The following is a 15,227-nucleotide window of genomic DNA, read 5'->3' as shown; positions in this document are numbered from 1 at the left end:
GCTTCGGCATTCTGGGGGCCGGGCGCTTCGGTGATCGGGTATTTCGATGGCCCGGCATTCCGGTGACCGGCATTCGGAGGTCCGGCATTCCGAAGGTCCGGTAGTCCCGCATTCCGGAGATCCCGCCCCCCGCTATCCCGATGTCCGTCGCAACCGATCGCGGCGGCAGCGTCGCAGCCGCATCGCGAGCACCGCCCGCGCCGCGGCCTCGCGCTGCCGACGCGCGCCGCCCGCTTTTCCGCAAACGCCGCGCGACGCTACGCCTTCTCTTCGACGGCGCCCGTCTCGCGCCCGTCTCCGACCCGGTTGATCGTGCCCTGCGCGACCGCGACGAGCCGTTCGTGATCGCCGTCGATCACGAATACGTGGCACTGGCAGGTCGCCTGATTCCGTCCCGCATAAACCAGCTTCGCGCGCGCGATCAGCGTGCCGACGACGGCCGGGCGCAGGTAATTGATCTTGTATTCGGCCGTGACGACGCGCGGCCCGAGCGCGAGCGCGCCGGCGAACGTCAGTGCGTTGTCGGCGAGATAGCTGATGACGCCGCCGTGGACGAAGCCGTACTGCTGCCTGAGTTCGTCGCGGATCGGCAGGCGCAGCGACGCCTCGTCGCCTCCGATGTGCACGAGCTCGGTGCCGAGCAGCATGCTGAAGGGTTGCGCGCGCAGGGCGCCGCGCGCGTGATCCACGATGTCGGTCATCGACGTTCCTTCGCTATCGATTGAATTGATACGTTGAACAATGCGGCGCGATGCGCGCGCCGCCGATGCAATCCGGCTCTTTGCGCTCCACTCTAGGAAGGGGGCGCGCGATACGCAAGGAAATTCGTCGTGCCGGCGCACTAGCGGAGGGGTTTGTTCGCCGAATTGCGTCGAAGCCCGGTTGCGGAGGCGGCGCGGACGCGCGTTCGATTTCGGCGGCGCCGCACGATGCCGCCGCGGCACATCAGGCGCGGCGCGCCGGCGAATCGTCGAGCGGGCGTCGATCGTGCGCCACCCGCGAGCCGATCGCGAGCCGTCGTGAGCCATCCGCGCGCCGACCGTGAGCCAATCGTGGCGCAGCGTTTCGCGAACGACGCATCGTCGCCGCCCGGCGCGCCGATTGCGCGGGCCGGCGGGCGGACCACTACCAGTTTTGGTAGATAGCGAAAGCGCGCAGGCGACCTAACCTTAACAGGCAGACCATTCGACTCTTGGTAGAAGCGCCCTGCCGAACCGGCGGACGCGCGGAGACGACCGCGTTACCGCCGTAGAACAACGACGCGCCGGTTCAAAAGGATAACTAATGGCACATCAGGGGCGGCAAGCGGCACGGTGCGCGACACCGTGTCGCCGCATCGCGGGGAACGCGTCATCCATCGACGAAATTCCCGATCCTGCAGATCTACGACAGCCAGACGCACATCGCCGTTGCAGGAAAGATCACGGGGCTGTCGGCCGTCGTTCTTTTTCAGGAGGAACAACATGAATCAAGCATCCGGTCATCCGATCACGCCCTACGGCGTCGCGATCCACCAGGCGATCGCCGGCGGCGATCTCGCGCAGATGAAGACGCTGCGCGCACAGGCACAGGCGCTGCTGAGCCAGCAGGGCAACCTGTCCACCGCGCTCGAGTTGCTCGAGGTCGAGATCGCCAGGCTCGAACAGAAGAAGTAGCCGCGAGTCCGCCGCCGCCGTTCGTCGCTTCGTCATGGCGGCGTTTCAGCGTTTCGTCGTCGTTCAACCACTCGCATCTAGGAGACTCACATGTCCGAAGATCTTCGCGTCGGTCTTTTCCCGGTTCGCTACAACGTCGGCACCGGGCTCCCCGGCGCGCCGCAGCTCGCGCTCAACCTGGTGGTCGATACGACGGAGCGCAGCGTTGTCGGCACCGCGACCATCTCGCAGGCCGTGAGCCCGCCGCTCAACTTCCGCGCCGAAGTCTGGGGTACCTACGTATTCCGGCTCGGCCCGCCGCCGCGCCACGACGGCCGCGGCGCGATCGTGCAGATTTCGCTGCAGGGCGGCCAGATCGGCCAGGCCGGCCAGGGCACACCGTTCATCACGTTCTACGCCGAGCTGCTGTTGCGCGGCGACGGCAAGTCGGGCGTCGCGTCGTATCGCTACTACTCGAACGGCACCTGGCACGAAGTCGAGAACGTGCCGGTCAAGGCCGATCCGGAAGTCGTGCCGCTCGAGCCCGGCCCGGTCATCCTCGAAGCGGCGCGAAGCGCGTACGGGCCGATGCCGATGTATGCGGCGACGATCCAGTATGCGGCCGTGTCCGGCGATCTCGCGCACATGAAGACGCTCGCTTCCTATGCGCGGCAGCAACTGGAAAGCCGCGACGACATCGCGGCCGCGCTGAAGACGCTCAAGGCGGAAATCGCCAAGCTCGAAAGCCGGCAGTGAGCGGCGCAGTCTTGCATCGACATCGTTCGTTCATCTTCGTGGAGCTAACGTCATGGCTACTACCGGTCTCTTTCCTGTCCAACTCCGTGTCTCGACGCCCAATCTCGGCGCGCCGGTCCTCTGGCTGTATCTGCTCGTCAATGCGGTCGAGAAGACCGTCTCGGGCTTCGCACGCATCACCCAGTCGATCTATCCGCCGCCGCATTTCCGCGCGCGCGTCACCGGACAGTTCCATCAAGTGAGGCTGGATCCGCAGTCGCCGCCGTCGATCGCGCTGAGCATCACGGGCAGCCCGACGGGGCCCGTCGCGCCGCAGGTGGTGATACTGGAATTCAACGGCCTGCTGAACGACGACTGGCAATCGGGAACGGCGAACTACCGGTACCTGGACGACGGTCGCTGGCATTCGATCGAGCACGCGATCGTGACGAAGGACAACTCGCTGATCCCGCTCGAGCCGTCGCACGAGCACGTGGTGCCGCTGTACGGCGTCGGTCTGCAGGAAGCGCGGGCGTCCGGCGACCTGAGCCGGATGAAGGCGCTCGTGCGGCAGGCGGAGCAGCAGCTCGCCGATCACGACGCGATCGCCGCCGAGCTGTCGAAGCTCGAAGCGGAAATCGCGCGTCTGGAACCGCGCCGCTGAGCCGAAACGGCCGGCGCCGCACGCGTGGGCACGCCCGCGCGTGCGGCGCCCCGGCCGCGCCACGAGGAGACATCGCCATGAGCACAACGGACGCGCGCCCGGCCCGCTACCTGAGCGACAGCGACTATCAACGCTTCGTCCCGGTTCATGCCGTTTGGGAAATCACGCTGGCCTGCGATCTCAAATGCCTGCATTGCGGCTCGCGGGCCGGCCATCGGCGCACGAACGAACTGAGCACCGCCGAATGCCTCGAAGTCATCGAGTCGCTCGCGCGGCTCGGCACGCGCGAGGTCTCGCTGATCGGCGGCGAAGCGTATCTGCGCAAGGACTGGACGCAGCTGATCCGCGCGATCCGCTCGCACGGCATGTATTGCGCGATCCAGACGGGCGGCCGCAACCTGACGCCGAAGCGCCTCGCGGAAGCGGTCGACGCCGGCCTGAACGGCGTCGGCGTGTCGCTCGACGGGCTCGCGCCGCTGCACGACAAGGTGCGCAACGTGCCGGGCGCGTTCGACCGGGCCGTCGACACGCTGCGGCGCGCGCACGACGCGGGCCTCGCGGTGAGCGTCAACACGCAGATCGGCGCGGCGACGATGGCGGATCTGCCCGCGCTGATGGACACGATCATCGAGCTCGGCGCGACGCATTGGCAGATCCAGCTGACGGTCGCGATGGGCAATGCGGTCGACAACGACGAATTGCTGCTGCAGCCGTATCGGCTGACCGAGCTGATGCCGCTGCTCGCGAAGCTGTATACGGACGGCCTGAGCCGCGGCCTGCTGATGAACGTCGGCAACAACATCGGCTATTACGGTCCCTACGAGCATCTGTGGCGCGGCTTCGGCGACGAGCGGGTGCACTGGGCGGGCTGTGCGGCGGGCCAGACCGTGATCGCGCTCGAAGCGGACGGCACCGTGAAGGGATGCCCGTCGCTCGCGACGGTCGGCTTTTCGGGCGGCAACGTGCGCGACCTGTCGCTCGAGGACATCTGGCGCACGAGCGATGGAATCCATTTCGGCCGGCTGCGGTCGGTCGACGATCTGTGGGGCTTCTGCCGGAGCTGCTACTACGCGGACGTGTGCCGCGGCGGCTGCACGTGGACGTCGCACTCGCTGCTCGGCAAGCCGGGCAACAATCCGTACTGCCATTACCGCGTGCTCGAGCTGCAGAAGCAGGGCCTGCGCGAGCGGATCGCGAAGGTCGAGGAGGCCGGCCCCGCATCGTTCGCGGTGGGCCGCTTCGATCTCGTGACCGAGCGCATCGCGGACGGCGAGCCGGTGTCGAGCATCGTCCGCTCGGGGCAGGTGATCGAGCTTGCGTGGAAGAACAAGGGCAAGCGTTCGCCGGACGTCGGACGCGTGCCGCCGAAGCTGAAGCTCTGCCGCAACTGCGACGGCTACGTGCACGCGAGCGAGCTGACCTGTCCGCACTGCGGCGGCGATATCGAAGCGTCGGCGCGCACGCACGAGCAAGAGACGAAACGCCGGCACGCATTGATGAGCGATCTCGAGCGCCTGCTGGGCCTGCCGGCGTCGACGTTCGACGGCGCATGACGCGGGCCGGCGCGCCCGGTTTCGCTGGTCGGCGGGCCGCGAACGAACGGAGAGTCCACACGCCGCATGCGTGATCGCTCAAGTCCGCCGCCGAAATGCCGCTAAAGCCAAGGCAGTACTTCTTCTTGGCTCTAACGGAAATTCATGTTCAGCAAAATCAAGCTCGCATCCGGCCTGCTCGGCGTGCTCGTCGTGTTCTGCCTGTTTCTGATCGCGGTCGAGGGGCTCGGCTTCTGGTCGTTGTCCGAGTCGCGCGGCAACGTCGACGATCTGTCCAACGTCGCGATCAAGCAGACCGATGCCGCCTCCGTCGCGACCCAGCACATGCTCGACGCCCGCACCAACCTGTCCCGCGCCAGCACGCGGATGGTGAAGGGCGATCCGATGCCCACCGAGACGCTCCGGCACGTGCGCGACCAGCTCGTGCTCGCCGATCGCGCATACGCCGGCTTCACGGCCGCGCCGACGATCAGCGCCGAGAACACCGAGCGCGCGGCCGCGCTCACCGATCGCTACCGCAAGTACCACGCGGCGCTCGTCGATCTCGTGCAGTTCCTCGAATCCAACAACATGCAGGCGTTTCTCGATCAGCCGACGCAGGAAATCCAGGACGCCTATCTCGGCGAACTGCGCACGTTCTCGGAATTCAGCAATAAGACGAGCCAGCACGCGCTCGGCATGATCGACACCGGGATGCGGTGGTTCGAGACGGTCGGCGCCGTGCTGCTCGTGCTGATGCTCGCGTCCATCGTGGGGATCTACGTTCTCGCGCGGCGCGCGATCGTCGCGCCGCTCGCGCAGGCGGGCGTGCACTTCGAACGGATGGCGCAAGGCCGCCTCGACGAGAAGGTGACGCCGCACGGCGTCCACGAAATCGAGCGCCTGCTGCGCGGGCTCGCCGAGATGCAGGCGAGCGTCGCGGGAACCGTGCACACCGTGCGCAACGCGTCGAACGCGATCCACCTCGGCGCGGCGGAGATCGCGAGCGGCAACGCGGACCTGTCCGCGCGCACGTCGAGCCAGGCCGCGTCGCTCGAAGAGACGGCGGCGAGCATGGAGGAGCTGACGGCGACCGTGCGGCAGAACAGCGACGGCGCGCGCGCGGCGAGCACGCTCGCCGACGAGGCGCTGCTCGCGACGAAGAACGGCGGCGCGATCGTCGACGACGTGATCGACAAGATGCACGGGATCGCGCGCAGCTCGGGCCGGATCGCGGAGATCATCGCGGTGATCGACGGGATCGCGTTCCAGACCAACATCCTCGCGTTGAACGCGGCCGTCGAGGCGGCGCGCGCGGGCGAGGAAGGGCGCGGCTTCGCGGTCGTCGCGGGCGAAGTCCGCGCGCTCGCGCAGCGCAGCGCGCAATCGGCGAAGGAGATCAAGGCGCTGATCGAGGAATCGGTCGCGCAGATCGACGGCGGCTCCGAGCTCGTCGAGCGTGCGGGCGAGGCGATGCGCTCGGTGTCGGCGTCGATCGAGCGGGTCGCGCAGACGATGACCGAGATCACGGCCGCGTCGATCGAGCAGAGCGCGGGGATCGAGCAGGTCAACCAGGCCGTCACGCAGATGGAGCAGCTGACGCAGCAGAACGCGGCGCTCGTCGAGGAAGTCGCGGCGGCGGCCGGATCGCTCAACGAACAGACCGAGCAATTGCAGCGGTCGGTCTCGGTGTTCGAGCTCGGCGACGCGCGCGAGCGCCGGCCAGCCGGCGGCGCGGTGCCCGGCGGCGCGGCCGCGCCGCAGCTCGCGCGCGCGTAGCCTCGCATGCGCCGGGCGCGCGGCATCGGCGGAATGGGAATGGGCCGCGCGTCATCCGTCGTCCCGCGCTCGCCGCGGCGCGGCCGCGCTCACGCGGCCCGCTTCGACGCTGCGCCGACGAGCAGCCGCACCGCGACGGCCGCGACGAGCGCGAACGCGCCGCTCACGCACAGCGCGACCGAAAAGCCGCTTGCGAGGCCCGCCGGCGCGAGCCGCGCGAGCGCCGCGCCGATCTGCGGCGGATGGCCGCGCGTTGCCTGCGCGAGGTCGCCCGCGAGCAGGCTCGACATGAAGTGCGCGTCGAGCGCGCCGAGCAGGTCCGGCGCGTCCGCGACGCGCCGCACGAGCGCCGCATGGGTCCGCGCGGCGAGCACGGCGCCGAGCACGCCGACCGACGTCACGATCGCGGAGAAGCGCGTCGTCGTGCTGATCCCGGACGCCATCCCGGTTCGCTCCGGCGGCACGCACGCCATGATCGCCTTCTGCGTGTCGCCGTTCAGGATGCCCGCGCCGCATCCGGTGATCAGCATCCCGAGCGCGACGAGTCCGTAATGCGACGCGCCCGCGAGCGCCGCGGTCGCGAAATTCCCGATACCGATCAGCGCGAGCCCGCATCCGAGCACCGTCGCGGCCGGCGCGCGCGCCGACAGCGCCGCGCCGAGCGACGGCCCGACGATCATCGCGAGCGCGAACGGCAGCATGCCGAGCCCCGCGCCGATCGCCGACATGCCGAAGCCGATCTGCAGATAGAGCGGCAGAAACGTCATCATCACCTGCGCGCACGCCGCGTAGCCGAACATCGCGAGCAGCGCGCCGACGAAGCGCGGCTCGCGGAACAGCGCGAGGTCGATCATCGGCCGCCGCTGCCAGCGCTCGACGCCGACGAACGCGACGAAAAGCGCCGCACTGGCCGCGAAGCGCGCGAGCGCGCCGGGCGCCGACCAGCCGTGCGACGGCGCGTCGATCAGCGCCCAGATGCCGACCGCGAGCGCCGAGCCGAACAGCGCGCTGCCCGGCGCGTCGATGCGCTTCGCGTGCGGATCGCGCGATTCGTCGATCGTCGCGCAGACGGCTGCCGCGAGTGCGATGCACACCGGCAGGTTCAGCAGAAAGATCCAGCGCCAGCCGACCCATTGCGCGATCGCGCCGCCGACGAGCGGCGCGATCGTCGTCGCGATCCCCATGCACATCCCCCAGACCGCCCATGCGCGCGCGCGGTCGGGGCCGTCGGGGAAGCGGTTCGCGATCACGGCGAGCGCCGACGTCAGCAGCATCGCGGCGCCGACGCCCTTGACCGCGCGCGCGACGTTGAGGAACACGGCCGTCGGCGCGAGCCCGCAGCCGAGCGAAGCGACGAAGAACACCGCGAGCCCGATGAGCAGCACGCGCTTGCGGCCGACGCGGTCGGCGAGCCCGCCCGCCGGCAGCAGGCACGCGGCGAACGCGGTCATGTACGCGCTCACGACCCACTCGATGTCCGCGAAGCTCGCATGGAACGTGCGGGCGATCGACGGCAGCGACACCGCGACGACGTTGGTGTCGAGCACGATCAGCGAGCAGGTCGCGGACGCGGTCGCGAGCGCGCGCCATGGGGTGCCGCGGTGGGGCCGCGCGGGCTCCGCTGCGACAGCGTTCGATACGCGAAGGCCGGGCTCGAGGGGAGCGGAGCGAGGGGAAGAGTCGTGCATGCCGGACGCCGTGATGCGAGGGGGAGAGCGGCATGTTAGGCTGAGCGGCTATTGCTCGTCATTGACACAGAAATTCATCTTTATTGCATCAAGGGGCAATAAATGGATCGCCTCGAACTACGCCATGTCCGCGCGTTTCTCTGCGTCGCCAGGCATCTGCACTTCGCCCGCGCGGCGGACGAGCTCGACATCGCGCCGCCCGCGCTGACGCGGCTGATCCAGGACGCGGAGCGGCTGCTCGGCGTGCGGCTCTTTCATCGCACGCGGCGCTCCGTCGCGTTGAGCGCGGCGGGCGCCGTCTATGTCGGCGAGGCCGAGGCGGCGCTCGCGCATCTCGCGCGCGGCCGGGAATTGGCGGCGCTCGCCGAGCGCGGCGAAATCGGGCGGATCGAGGTCGGGTACGTGTCGTCGGCGGCGTACTCGGGTGTGCTGCAACGCACGGTCGGGACGTTTCGCGACGCGCATCCGCGCATCGGCGTCAACGTGCGCGAGGTGCCGATGGACGACGTCGCCGCGCAGCTCGACGCCGGCACGCTCGACGTTGCCTACGTGCGCCCGCCATTGCCGCTGCCGGACGGCGTGCTGGCGTATACCGTGCATCGCGACGTGTTCGTGGCGGCGGTGCCCGAGCATTTGCCGCTCGCGAAGTGCGCATCGATCCCGCCGGCCGCGCTCGCGGACGCGCGCTTCGTCGTGCCCGAGCAGGCGTTCGGTACGCACGAAGTCGCGCGCCGCGGGCATTTCGAGCCGATCGTCGGCGCGCGGCCGGGCGGGCTCGTCGCGGTGCTCGCGTACGTGTCGGTCAGCGGATTCGTCGCGATCGTGCCGCAGGCGCTCGTCGGCTGCGTTGCGCTGCCGGGCGTCGCGTATCGGCCGATCGAAGGCAAGCCGATTCCGTCGGAAGTGGCGCTCGCGTATCGCAAGCACGAGAAGGCGCCCGCCGTGCGCGCGTTCGTGCGGTACGTGCGGCAGGTCGCGCTTTAGATGGCGGCCGGGTCGCTTGCGTGACGCGTGGCACGCGGCATGCTGTTGCGGCGCGCGCGCGGGGCTCGGGATGAAGGATGCGCGGGCGGTAGCGTGTGAATGTCACGGCGCGGACATGGAGGAAGCCATGACCGCATGGGGACGAACGGGCGGGCGCGGCCGGCGACGCATCCGCAAGCGTGAGCGGCGGCGCGTGGCCGGCCGCGCACGCATCGCGCGTCACGCGCCCGCCGGCAGCGACGCGTACGCGGTCGCGAGGTGATACGGCGTCGTCGACGGCATATCCGCGCGCGCCACGTCGCCCTGCGCGGTCTTGCATTCGTACCAGCCGCGCGGATGCAGGAACCGTTCGCCGAAGCGCGCGATCTGACGGGCGAGCGCGTCCGGCTCGCCGCCGTGCGTCGCGAGCGCGCGCAGATACTCGGTTTGCGCCCAGATCCGCTGCGTGCCGTCGATGCAAGCGCCGTGCTCGTCGGTCGCCGCGCAGACGCCGCCCGTGTCCGGATCGACGCCATGCCGCTGCGCGAACGCGTATGCGCGCGCGAGCGCGTCGGGCAGGCCCGTCGCCGCGAGCCGCGCGCCCGCCGCGCTGACGAGATAGAACCACTCGAACTGATGGCCCGGCTCGAGGCGGTTGTCGGCGCTGCCGAGCGGCAGCTCCGCGACGCAGCCGGTGCGCGTATCGACGAACGTGCGCTCGACCGCCTGTGCGGTGCGCAGCAGCGCGTCGTCGAACGCGGCGTCGCCGAACGCGCGGCTCGCCGCGAGCCAGCCTTCCGTCAGGTGCATCAGCGGATTCTGCAGCGGGCCGCCGGCCGTCGCGGCGAAGTCCTCGCTGCGCGCCGAGTCGAGGAGCGCGTTTCCGGGCTGCGGCGCGAAGCGCTCGCCGGTCAGCGCCGCCGTGCGCTGCGCGACGTCGCGCGCGTCGCGATTGCCGAACGCCGCGAAATATTCTGCGCACGCGAACACGACGAACGCGTGCGTATACAGATCCTTCGTGCGGTCGAGCGGCGCGCCCTGCGCGTCGACGCTGTAAAACCAGCCGTCGTGGCGAGGATCGCGGAAGTGGCGGCACAATGCGGCAAAGAGCGCGTGCGCGTGCTCGGCGTCGCCCGCCTGCGAGAACACGAATAGCTGGCGCGCGCACGCCATCGCGCGATAGCGGGTGACGGGCAGCGGCGCGTGCGTGTCCGGCGCGACGGCCTCGAACGGCAGTTGCAGCGCCTGGTTGAAGCCGGGTCCGCGCCAGAGCGGCAAGACGATTTGCGCGAAATGGCGGCGCAATTGAGCGGCCTGGTCGGAAACGGAGACGGGAGCGGACATGACGAATGACGACGCGGTTGACATTGAAAAAAACGCGGCACCGGACGCGCGGGCCGAGCGGCAAGGATAAAGCATGCGGCCCGCCGCCGTCGAAAAAAGGAGAGCACGGATGCTGAACAACGTCGAACTCATCATGCGGCTGATTCTCGCGGCGGCGCTCGGCAGCGTCATCGGCGTCGAGCGCGAGCGCCTGTCGTGGGCGGCGGGCCTGCGCACGCACATGCTCGTGTGCGTCGGCTCGGCGCTCATCATGATCGTGTCGGCGTTCGGCTTCGCGGACGTGCTCGGCCAGGCGCACGTCGATCTCGATCCGTCGCGGATGGCCGCGCAGGTCGTGTCGGGAATCGGCTTTCTCGGCGCGGGGTCGATCCTGCTGCGCGGCGAGATCGTCCGCGGGCTGACGACGGCGGCGAGCCTGTGGTCGGTCGCGGCGGTCGGGCTCGCGGTGGGCGGCGGGCTATACGTGGCGGCGATCGCGGCGACGATCATCATCCTCGTCATCCTCGCCGGCATCAAGCCGCTCGAGCGCCGCTACCTGACCGTGCGCCAGCGCCGCCATCTCGTGCTGCTGGTCGAGCGCGGCACGCTGACGTTCGATTCGGCGCACGCGGCGCTCGGCGTCGACAGCGCGCGGATCAAGCGCTTCATCGTCCAGCAGAGCGAGGACGCGGAAGACAGCGACGAAGTGACGATCGCGCTCGGCCGCGTGTCGGACGTCGAATACGAGAGCATTTGCGCTCGGCTGCGGCAATTGCCGGGCGTGAAGGGCTTCACCGAGCAGAAGAGCGGCTTGCCCGACGATTAAGCTACGGGATCGCGCAGCGGGCATGAGACAATGCGGCCTTCCCGAAATTGTTCGCAGCATTGTCCGGCGCGCGTGCGGCGCGCCGCTGCACGACCTATGACCGATTCCGCAGCATTCCCACGTACTCGTTCCTCCCGATCGTCCGCGTCCAAGCGGCGGCCGCGCGCCGCGGCGGCGGGCGGCCTTGTGCAGTCGCGCGTCGCGGCCCGGTCCGGCCGCGCCGCGGCGGCGAGCGAAGCGCTCCGCGACGAGCACACGCTCGATCTGTTCGGCGGCGCCGCCGCGAGAGAAGCGAAGCCGACCGCCAAGGCCGAAAACGCGCGCAGCGCGCGTGCGACGGCGCGCGGCGGCGAACGCGCGGGCGAACAGGCCGATCTGCTGAGCGGATTCGCGGAAGATTCGGCCGCGCACGCGCAACGCGAGGCCGACGGGCGTTCTGCTGCCGACGCGGCGGGCACGCGCACGCAAGATGCGGCTTCGGCGGGCGAATCCGTGAGCGTGCCGGCGAACTCCGTCGAGTCCGCATCGGCCGATGCGGGTTCGGGGCGGCGCGATACGCCCGCCGTTCAGGTCTTCGAGCCGGCGACGGCGCAGGCCGGCATCGACGACGCGCCGGCAGCCGGCCGGACCGATTCGCGCCGTTCGTCTTCGCGTCGCGCGAACAGCAAGAAGCAGGCGGCCCAACGCGGAGCGCATCGAGGCTCGGCATCTCAGGGCGATGCAAAGCGGGACGAGACGGCCCGAGGTCAAACCGCCCAGGTCCAGGGCGAAGCGGCTCACGATCCAACGCCCGAGCACCCGACACGTCAAAGCGCCGCCGACGAAGCTCGATCGACCGAAGCTCCAGCGGCCCCGGATACGGCGAATATCGAGCCAACGGACTCGACTCGAGCCGATCCGAATCAAGCGAATCCGGAGCCGCCATCGCCGGTCGCGACTCGCGCAGCGGCCGTCCCGGAGCGCCGCGACACCGGCGCGTCGGCCGACACGCCGGCGCTCGCGAAAACGCCGCGCACGAGCGGCAACGCGACGCCGGCCGCGGCCTTGTCCTCGGCGCCCAGCGGCACCGGCGGCGGTAACGTCGCCGGCGTGCCGACTCAGTCGACCCCATCCGCCGCGTCTCCGACGTCGTTCCCGGCGTCGGCGTCCCCCGCCCGCGAGCGCCAGACGGCGGCACCGCAGACGGCTTCGGCGCCGTCGAACGCGCCTGCCGCGCTGGTCGAACTCGACGCCCACCTGCGTCCGCTTGCCGACCGAATCCGCGCGCTGCAATCCGAAACGGTCGATCTGCGCCGCGCGGCCGATGCGGAAATGCGCCGCGTCAACCGCTTGCTGCTCGCGCTTGGGGTGGTCGCGCTCATTGCGATCGTCGCGCTGGTCGCGCAGGCGGTGCAGTTGTCGCGGCAGCGAGACGAATCTGCTGCGCTGCAGCGGCGCATCGACCGGCTCGCCGCCGCCCAGGCGACCCAGGAGGCGACCATCGTGACGCTGTCTCAGCGCCAGGACGAACTTGGCGCGCAGGTGGATCGCTTGACGAGCCGCCTGTCCGGCGCCGCGACGCCGGTCAAACGGTCGCGCAGAGGCCGCGGGTACTGAGAAAAAGGGACGGTTGGCGGCCGCGGCGAGATGTCGCGTATGTGTTGCCGGGTTGCAACGAGCCGGGTTCATTCGCGCGTGAAAAGCCCGGTCCGCGAAGATTTTGTTGCGACGCACTAGCCGTGTCTAGGGGAAACCCTTAGAATGCTTTCTAAGGGAAAACCCTAGACATTCGCTGACAGGAGTCGCAAATGAGCCTCATCTTCGCGCTGCTTCAAAAGATCGAAGACCTCTTCACGTCGCCGCATCTGCCGCTCGACGCCGATTATTCGTACAAAGCCCGCCACGCCGAAGCAGAGCGAGTGCGCAAGTCGCACGTCGCGCAGGTCGGCCTGATCCGTCGCTGATTCGTGCCGCCCGGCGCGGGTGCGCCGGGAAAGTCGCGGTTCCGTTCGTCTGCCGGCGGATGGGTAGCCGTATCTGACGGAATGACGGACCGCCGCTGCAGGTTCGACGAGCGCGGCCAGTTGCAACCAATTCGAAAAACCGCCAATAGACCGAGCGCCGTCGACCCCGCGCGCTATGGATTGCACCGGCCGATTGCACCGGCCGGCATCGAGAGCGTCTGTCGCCGCGGCCGTTGCCGATCGCGCGTTGCGCCGTCGCGCGACCGGTGATCGAGCGACCGTGCGGCTGTGACTGCCGCCGAAGTGCAAAGGCGGTAGCGGCCCGTTTCGTCGCGCGCCGCTTCGTCACTCGCAGCATGGGTGGAGCGCCGCTTCGCTGCGATAGACGTGGATCGCCATGCCGCACGCGACGCGGCCGACGGCGAACATGTCCGGCGTATCGGCGAATTTCGCGATTACGCCGGCGAGCAGGGCCGCCAGGCCGATCGCGATGTCGAAGCATGCATCGTAAGCCGATCGCCATGCCGAACTTGTGGCGCGGAATGCCGCGAATCGCGGCGAGCGCGGGCAGCGGATAGATCGCCGACACGCCAAAGCCGCTCAGCGCGGCGCCGAGAATCGACATCGACGGACGCGTCGACTGCCGGATCAGCAGGTGCCCGACTGCTTCGATCGACAACATCCCACCGCCATCGCCGACGAGCTGTTCCCGTCCGTGCTCGGGCCGAGCAGCAGGCGCGCGCTTACGAAGCCGACCCCGAATGCGGACAACGCATATTCCGCGCCCGACCAGCCTTTTTCCATATATGCGAGCGCCACGAAGACGCGACGGTCATGTATCCGGCGGTCGCGAGCCCGAATGCCCGGCCGGGCCGCCGGATCTTCCTGATCGTCGCCAGCGCGCTGCCCTCGCAAGCGCATTCCGATTCGCGCAATCGCGCGCCGCCCACTACACTGGGTGATATCCAGGCTGCTTCGAACAGGTGCGGCATGCTACAGATGCGTCCGATGACCCAGACGGAATTCCGCGAATATCGCGCGCACGCCGCGCGCGGCTATGCGCGCGATCTGATCGAGTCCGGCCAGAGCGAGCCGGACGAAGCCGACGAGCGCGCGCTCGCCTGCATCGACACGCTGCTGCCCGACGGGCTGCTCACCGACGATCAGGTGCTGCTGACGCTGAGCGAATCCGGCGACGGCGTCGTGCTCGGCCATCTCTGGTACGGCGTCGTCACGGAAGGACCGCATCGGACGCTCTTCATCTACGACCTCGAAATCGAGCCCGCCTTTCGCCGCCAGGGCTGGGCGACGCGCGTGCTGCAAGCCCTCGAGGACGACGCGCGGCAACTGCACGTGAGCGAGATCGGCTTGTCGGTGTTCAATCACAACGCGGCCGCGCTCGCGCTGTATGGCGAGCTGGGCTTCGCCGCCGCGACGACGACGTTCGTCAAGTCGATCGAGCCGCTTTGATCTTGCGATCTTGCGGTCGTGCCGCCGCCGCGCGCACGGCGGCGACGGGCGGACTTCAATCGATGCGGATATGCGTATCGTTTCGACGCGCGCAGCGGCGATACATGATGCCGCGAGCGTTCAAGCCTGTCCGTTATCCCCGTTTATTCCGGCTCTTTGAGCCGCTTGTCGCGCCGGCATCTCGATAGCGGGAGCTGTTTCGCTTTCAGCACCTTCACGATCCGCCGTTCCTGCTTGTCGGTGATCACGGTGAGGCACGCGCATCCGTAACCGTGCGGGCCGTTGGTTTCGACATATTGCTTGCCCGACATGTCGGGAATCAGGTCCATCCCGTCGGCTTCGGGGCCGCCCATCGTGGCGAGCGTCCATGAGCCGGTGCGGTCGGTGAGCCGCCAGTTCGCGGGCGTCGGGTTCTCGAGCCAGCCGCATCGGATTTCGGCCGCATGCGCGTGCTGGAGCCCGAATGCGAGGGCGAGCGCGGCGAGCAGATAGCTTCCGCTGCGGCGTGAGGGCGAAGTCGTTGCGCTCGCTTGCGCGTGCTTGGCGTGGCGGCGAGTCAGGGATAGGGTCATGCTGCGTGATGGGCGGCGCGTTCGGCCGTTGCTGTCGTCCTGTCGATGCGCGAAGTCTAACGCAGTCGAGCACGCGCGCGTGTCGCGATTTGTCGCGC

At 69.3% G+C, this 15,227-nt stretch carries 14 protein-coding genes; 10 read left to right on the top strand and 4 right to left on the bottom strand.

Going from position 1 to position 15,227, the window contains the following annotated elements; all coding sequences use genetic code 11:
- Window positions 1-257 precede the first annotated feature (257 nt).
- On the bottom strand, window positions 258-701 hold the full coding sequence (locus tag BG90_RS19040) for a PaaI family thioesterase (protein WP_010107493.1): 444 nt from the start codon (window positions 699-701) through the stop codon (window positions 258-260).
- A 762-nt stretch (window positions 702-1,463) separates the two neighbouring features.
- Between BG90_RS19040 and BG90_RS19035 the strand changes: the two genes are divergently transcribed.
- The 5 genes from BG90_RS19035 to BG90_RS19015 all read left to right on the top strand — a co-directional run bounded on the left by BG90_RS19035 (window position 1,464) and on the right by BG90_RS19015 (window position 6,344).
- Window positions 1,464-1,655 (top strand): DUF1843 domain-containing protein, encoded by a 192-nt coding sequence (locus BG90_RS19035; RefSeq protein ID WP_010117815.1) that lies wholly within the window; start codon window positions 1,464-1,466, stop codon window positions 1,653-1,655.
- 90 nt (window positions 1,656-1,745) lie between these two features.
- Entirely contained in the window at window positions 1,746-2,390 is a 645-nt protein-coding gene (locus BG90_RS19030; RefSeq protein ID WP_010117817.1) for a DUF1842 domain-containing protein, read from the top strand.
- Window positions 2,391-2,442: 52 nt separating this feature from the next.
- Window positions 2,443-3,033 carry a DUF1842 domain-containing protein gene (locus tag BG90_RS19025; RefSeq protein ID WP_010117819.1) on the top strand — a complete coding sequence of 197 codons (591 nt, stop codon included), beginning with the start codon at window positions 2,443-2,445 and terminating at the stop codon, window positions 3,031-3,033.
- A gap of 77 nt (window positions 3,034-3,110) precedes the next feature.
- Entirely contained in the window at window positions 3,111-4,586 is a 1,476-nt protein-coding gene (locus tag BG90_RS19020) for a GDL motif peptide-associated radical SAM/SPASM maturase (protein ID WP_010117820.1), read from the top strand.
- 144 nt (window positions 4,587-4,730) lie between these two features.
- Window positions 4,731-6,344 (top strand): methyl-accepting chemotaxis protein, encoded by a 1,614-nt coding sequence (locus tag BG90_RS19015; protein ID WP_045568356.1) that lies wholly within the window; start codon window positions 4,731-4,733, stop codon window positions 6,342-6,344.
- Between the two features lie 89 nt (window positions 6,345-6,433).
- Here the strand turns inward: BG90_RS19015 and BG90_RS19010 are convergent, their stop codons facing one another.
- Entirely contained in the window at window positions 6,434-8,032 is a 1,599-nt protein-coding gene (locus tag BG90_RS19010) for an MFS transporter (RefSeq protein WP_045568355.1), read from the bottom strand.
- A 102-nt stretch (window positions 8,033-8,134) separates the two neighbouring features.
- On the opposite strand from BG90_RS19010, the gene BG90_RS19005 reads away from it, so the two are divergent.
- Window positions 8,135-9,016, top strand: a complete 882-nt coding sequence (locus tag BG90_RS19005) for a LysR family transcriptional regulator (RefSeq protein ID WP_010117826.1) — start codon at window positions 8,135-8,137, stop codon at window positions 9,014-9,016.
- 219 nt (window positions 9,017-9,235) lie between these two features.
- On the opposite strand, the gene BG90_RS19000 is transcribed toward BG90_RS19005, so the two are convergent.
- Window positions 9,236-10,339 (bottom strand): AGE family epimerase/isomerase, encoded by a 1,104-nt coding sequence (locus BG90_RS19000; protein WP_045568354.1) that lies wholly within the window; start codon window positions 10,337-10,339, stop codon window positions 9,236-9,238.
- Window positions 10,340-10,448: 109 nt separating this feature from the next.
- Here BG90_RS19000 and BG90_RS18995 point away from each other — a divergent pair, with 109 nt between their 5' ends.
- The 4 genes from BG90_RS18995 to BG90_RS18985 all read left to right on the top strand — a co-directional run bounded on the left by BG90_RS18995 (window position 10,449) and on the right by BG90_RS18985 (window position 14,557).
- Window positions 10,449-11,144 carry an MgtC/SapB family protein gene (locus BG90_RS18995; protein ID WP_010117834.1) on the top strand — a complete coding sequence of 232 codons (696 nt, stop codon included), beginning with the start codon at window positions 10,449-10,451 and terminating at the stop codon, window positions 11,142-11,144.
- Window positions 11,145-11,240: 96 nt separating this feature from the next.
- On the top strand, window positions 11,241-12,740 hold the full coding sequence (locus BG90_RS35335) for a hypothetical protein (protein ID WP_158335904.1): 1,500 nt from the start codon (window positions 11,241-11,243) through the stop codon (window positions 12,738-12,740).
- A gap of 191 nt (window positions 12,741-12,931) precedes the next feature.
- The gene (locus tag BG90_RS36805) at window positions 12,932-13,087 is read left to right on the top strand and encodes a hypothetical protein (RefSeq protein WP_010117836.1); all 156 of its coding nucleotides are present in this window, start codon (window positions 12,932-12,934) and stop codon (window positions 13,085-13,087) included.
- Between the two features lie 990 nt (window positions 13,088-14,077).
- Entirely contained in the window at window positions 14,078-14,557 is a 480-nt protein-coding gene (locus BG90_RS18985; protein ID WP_010112001.1) for a GNAT family N-acetyltransferase, read from the top strand.
- Window positions 14,558-14,700: 143 nt separating this feature from the next.
- Here BG90_RS18985 and BG90_RS18980 read toward each other — a convergent pair whose 3' ends face one another.
- The gene (locus tag BG90_RS18980) at window positions 14,701-15,129 is read right to left on the bottom strand and encodes a DUF4087 domain-containing protein (protein ID WP_010112000.1); all 429 of its coding nucleotides are present in this window, start codon (window positions 15,127-15,129) and stop codon (window positions 14,701-14,703) included.
- Between the last annotated feature and the right edge of the window lie 98 nt (window positions 15,130-15,227).

This window comes from Burkholderia oklahomensis C6786 (assembly GCF_000959365.1).
GTDB classification, from domain to species: Bacteria; Pseudomonadota; Gammaproteobacteria; order Burkholderiales; family Burkholderiaceae; genus Burkholderia; species Burkholderia oklahomensis.
The sequence above is the reverse complement of the archived record's forward strand: the minus strand, read 5'-3'. Positions and strand labels throughout refer to the sequence as shown.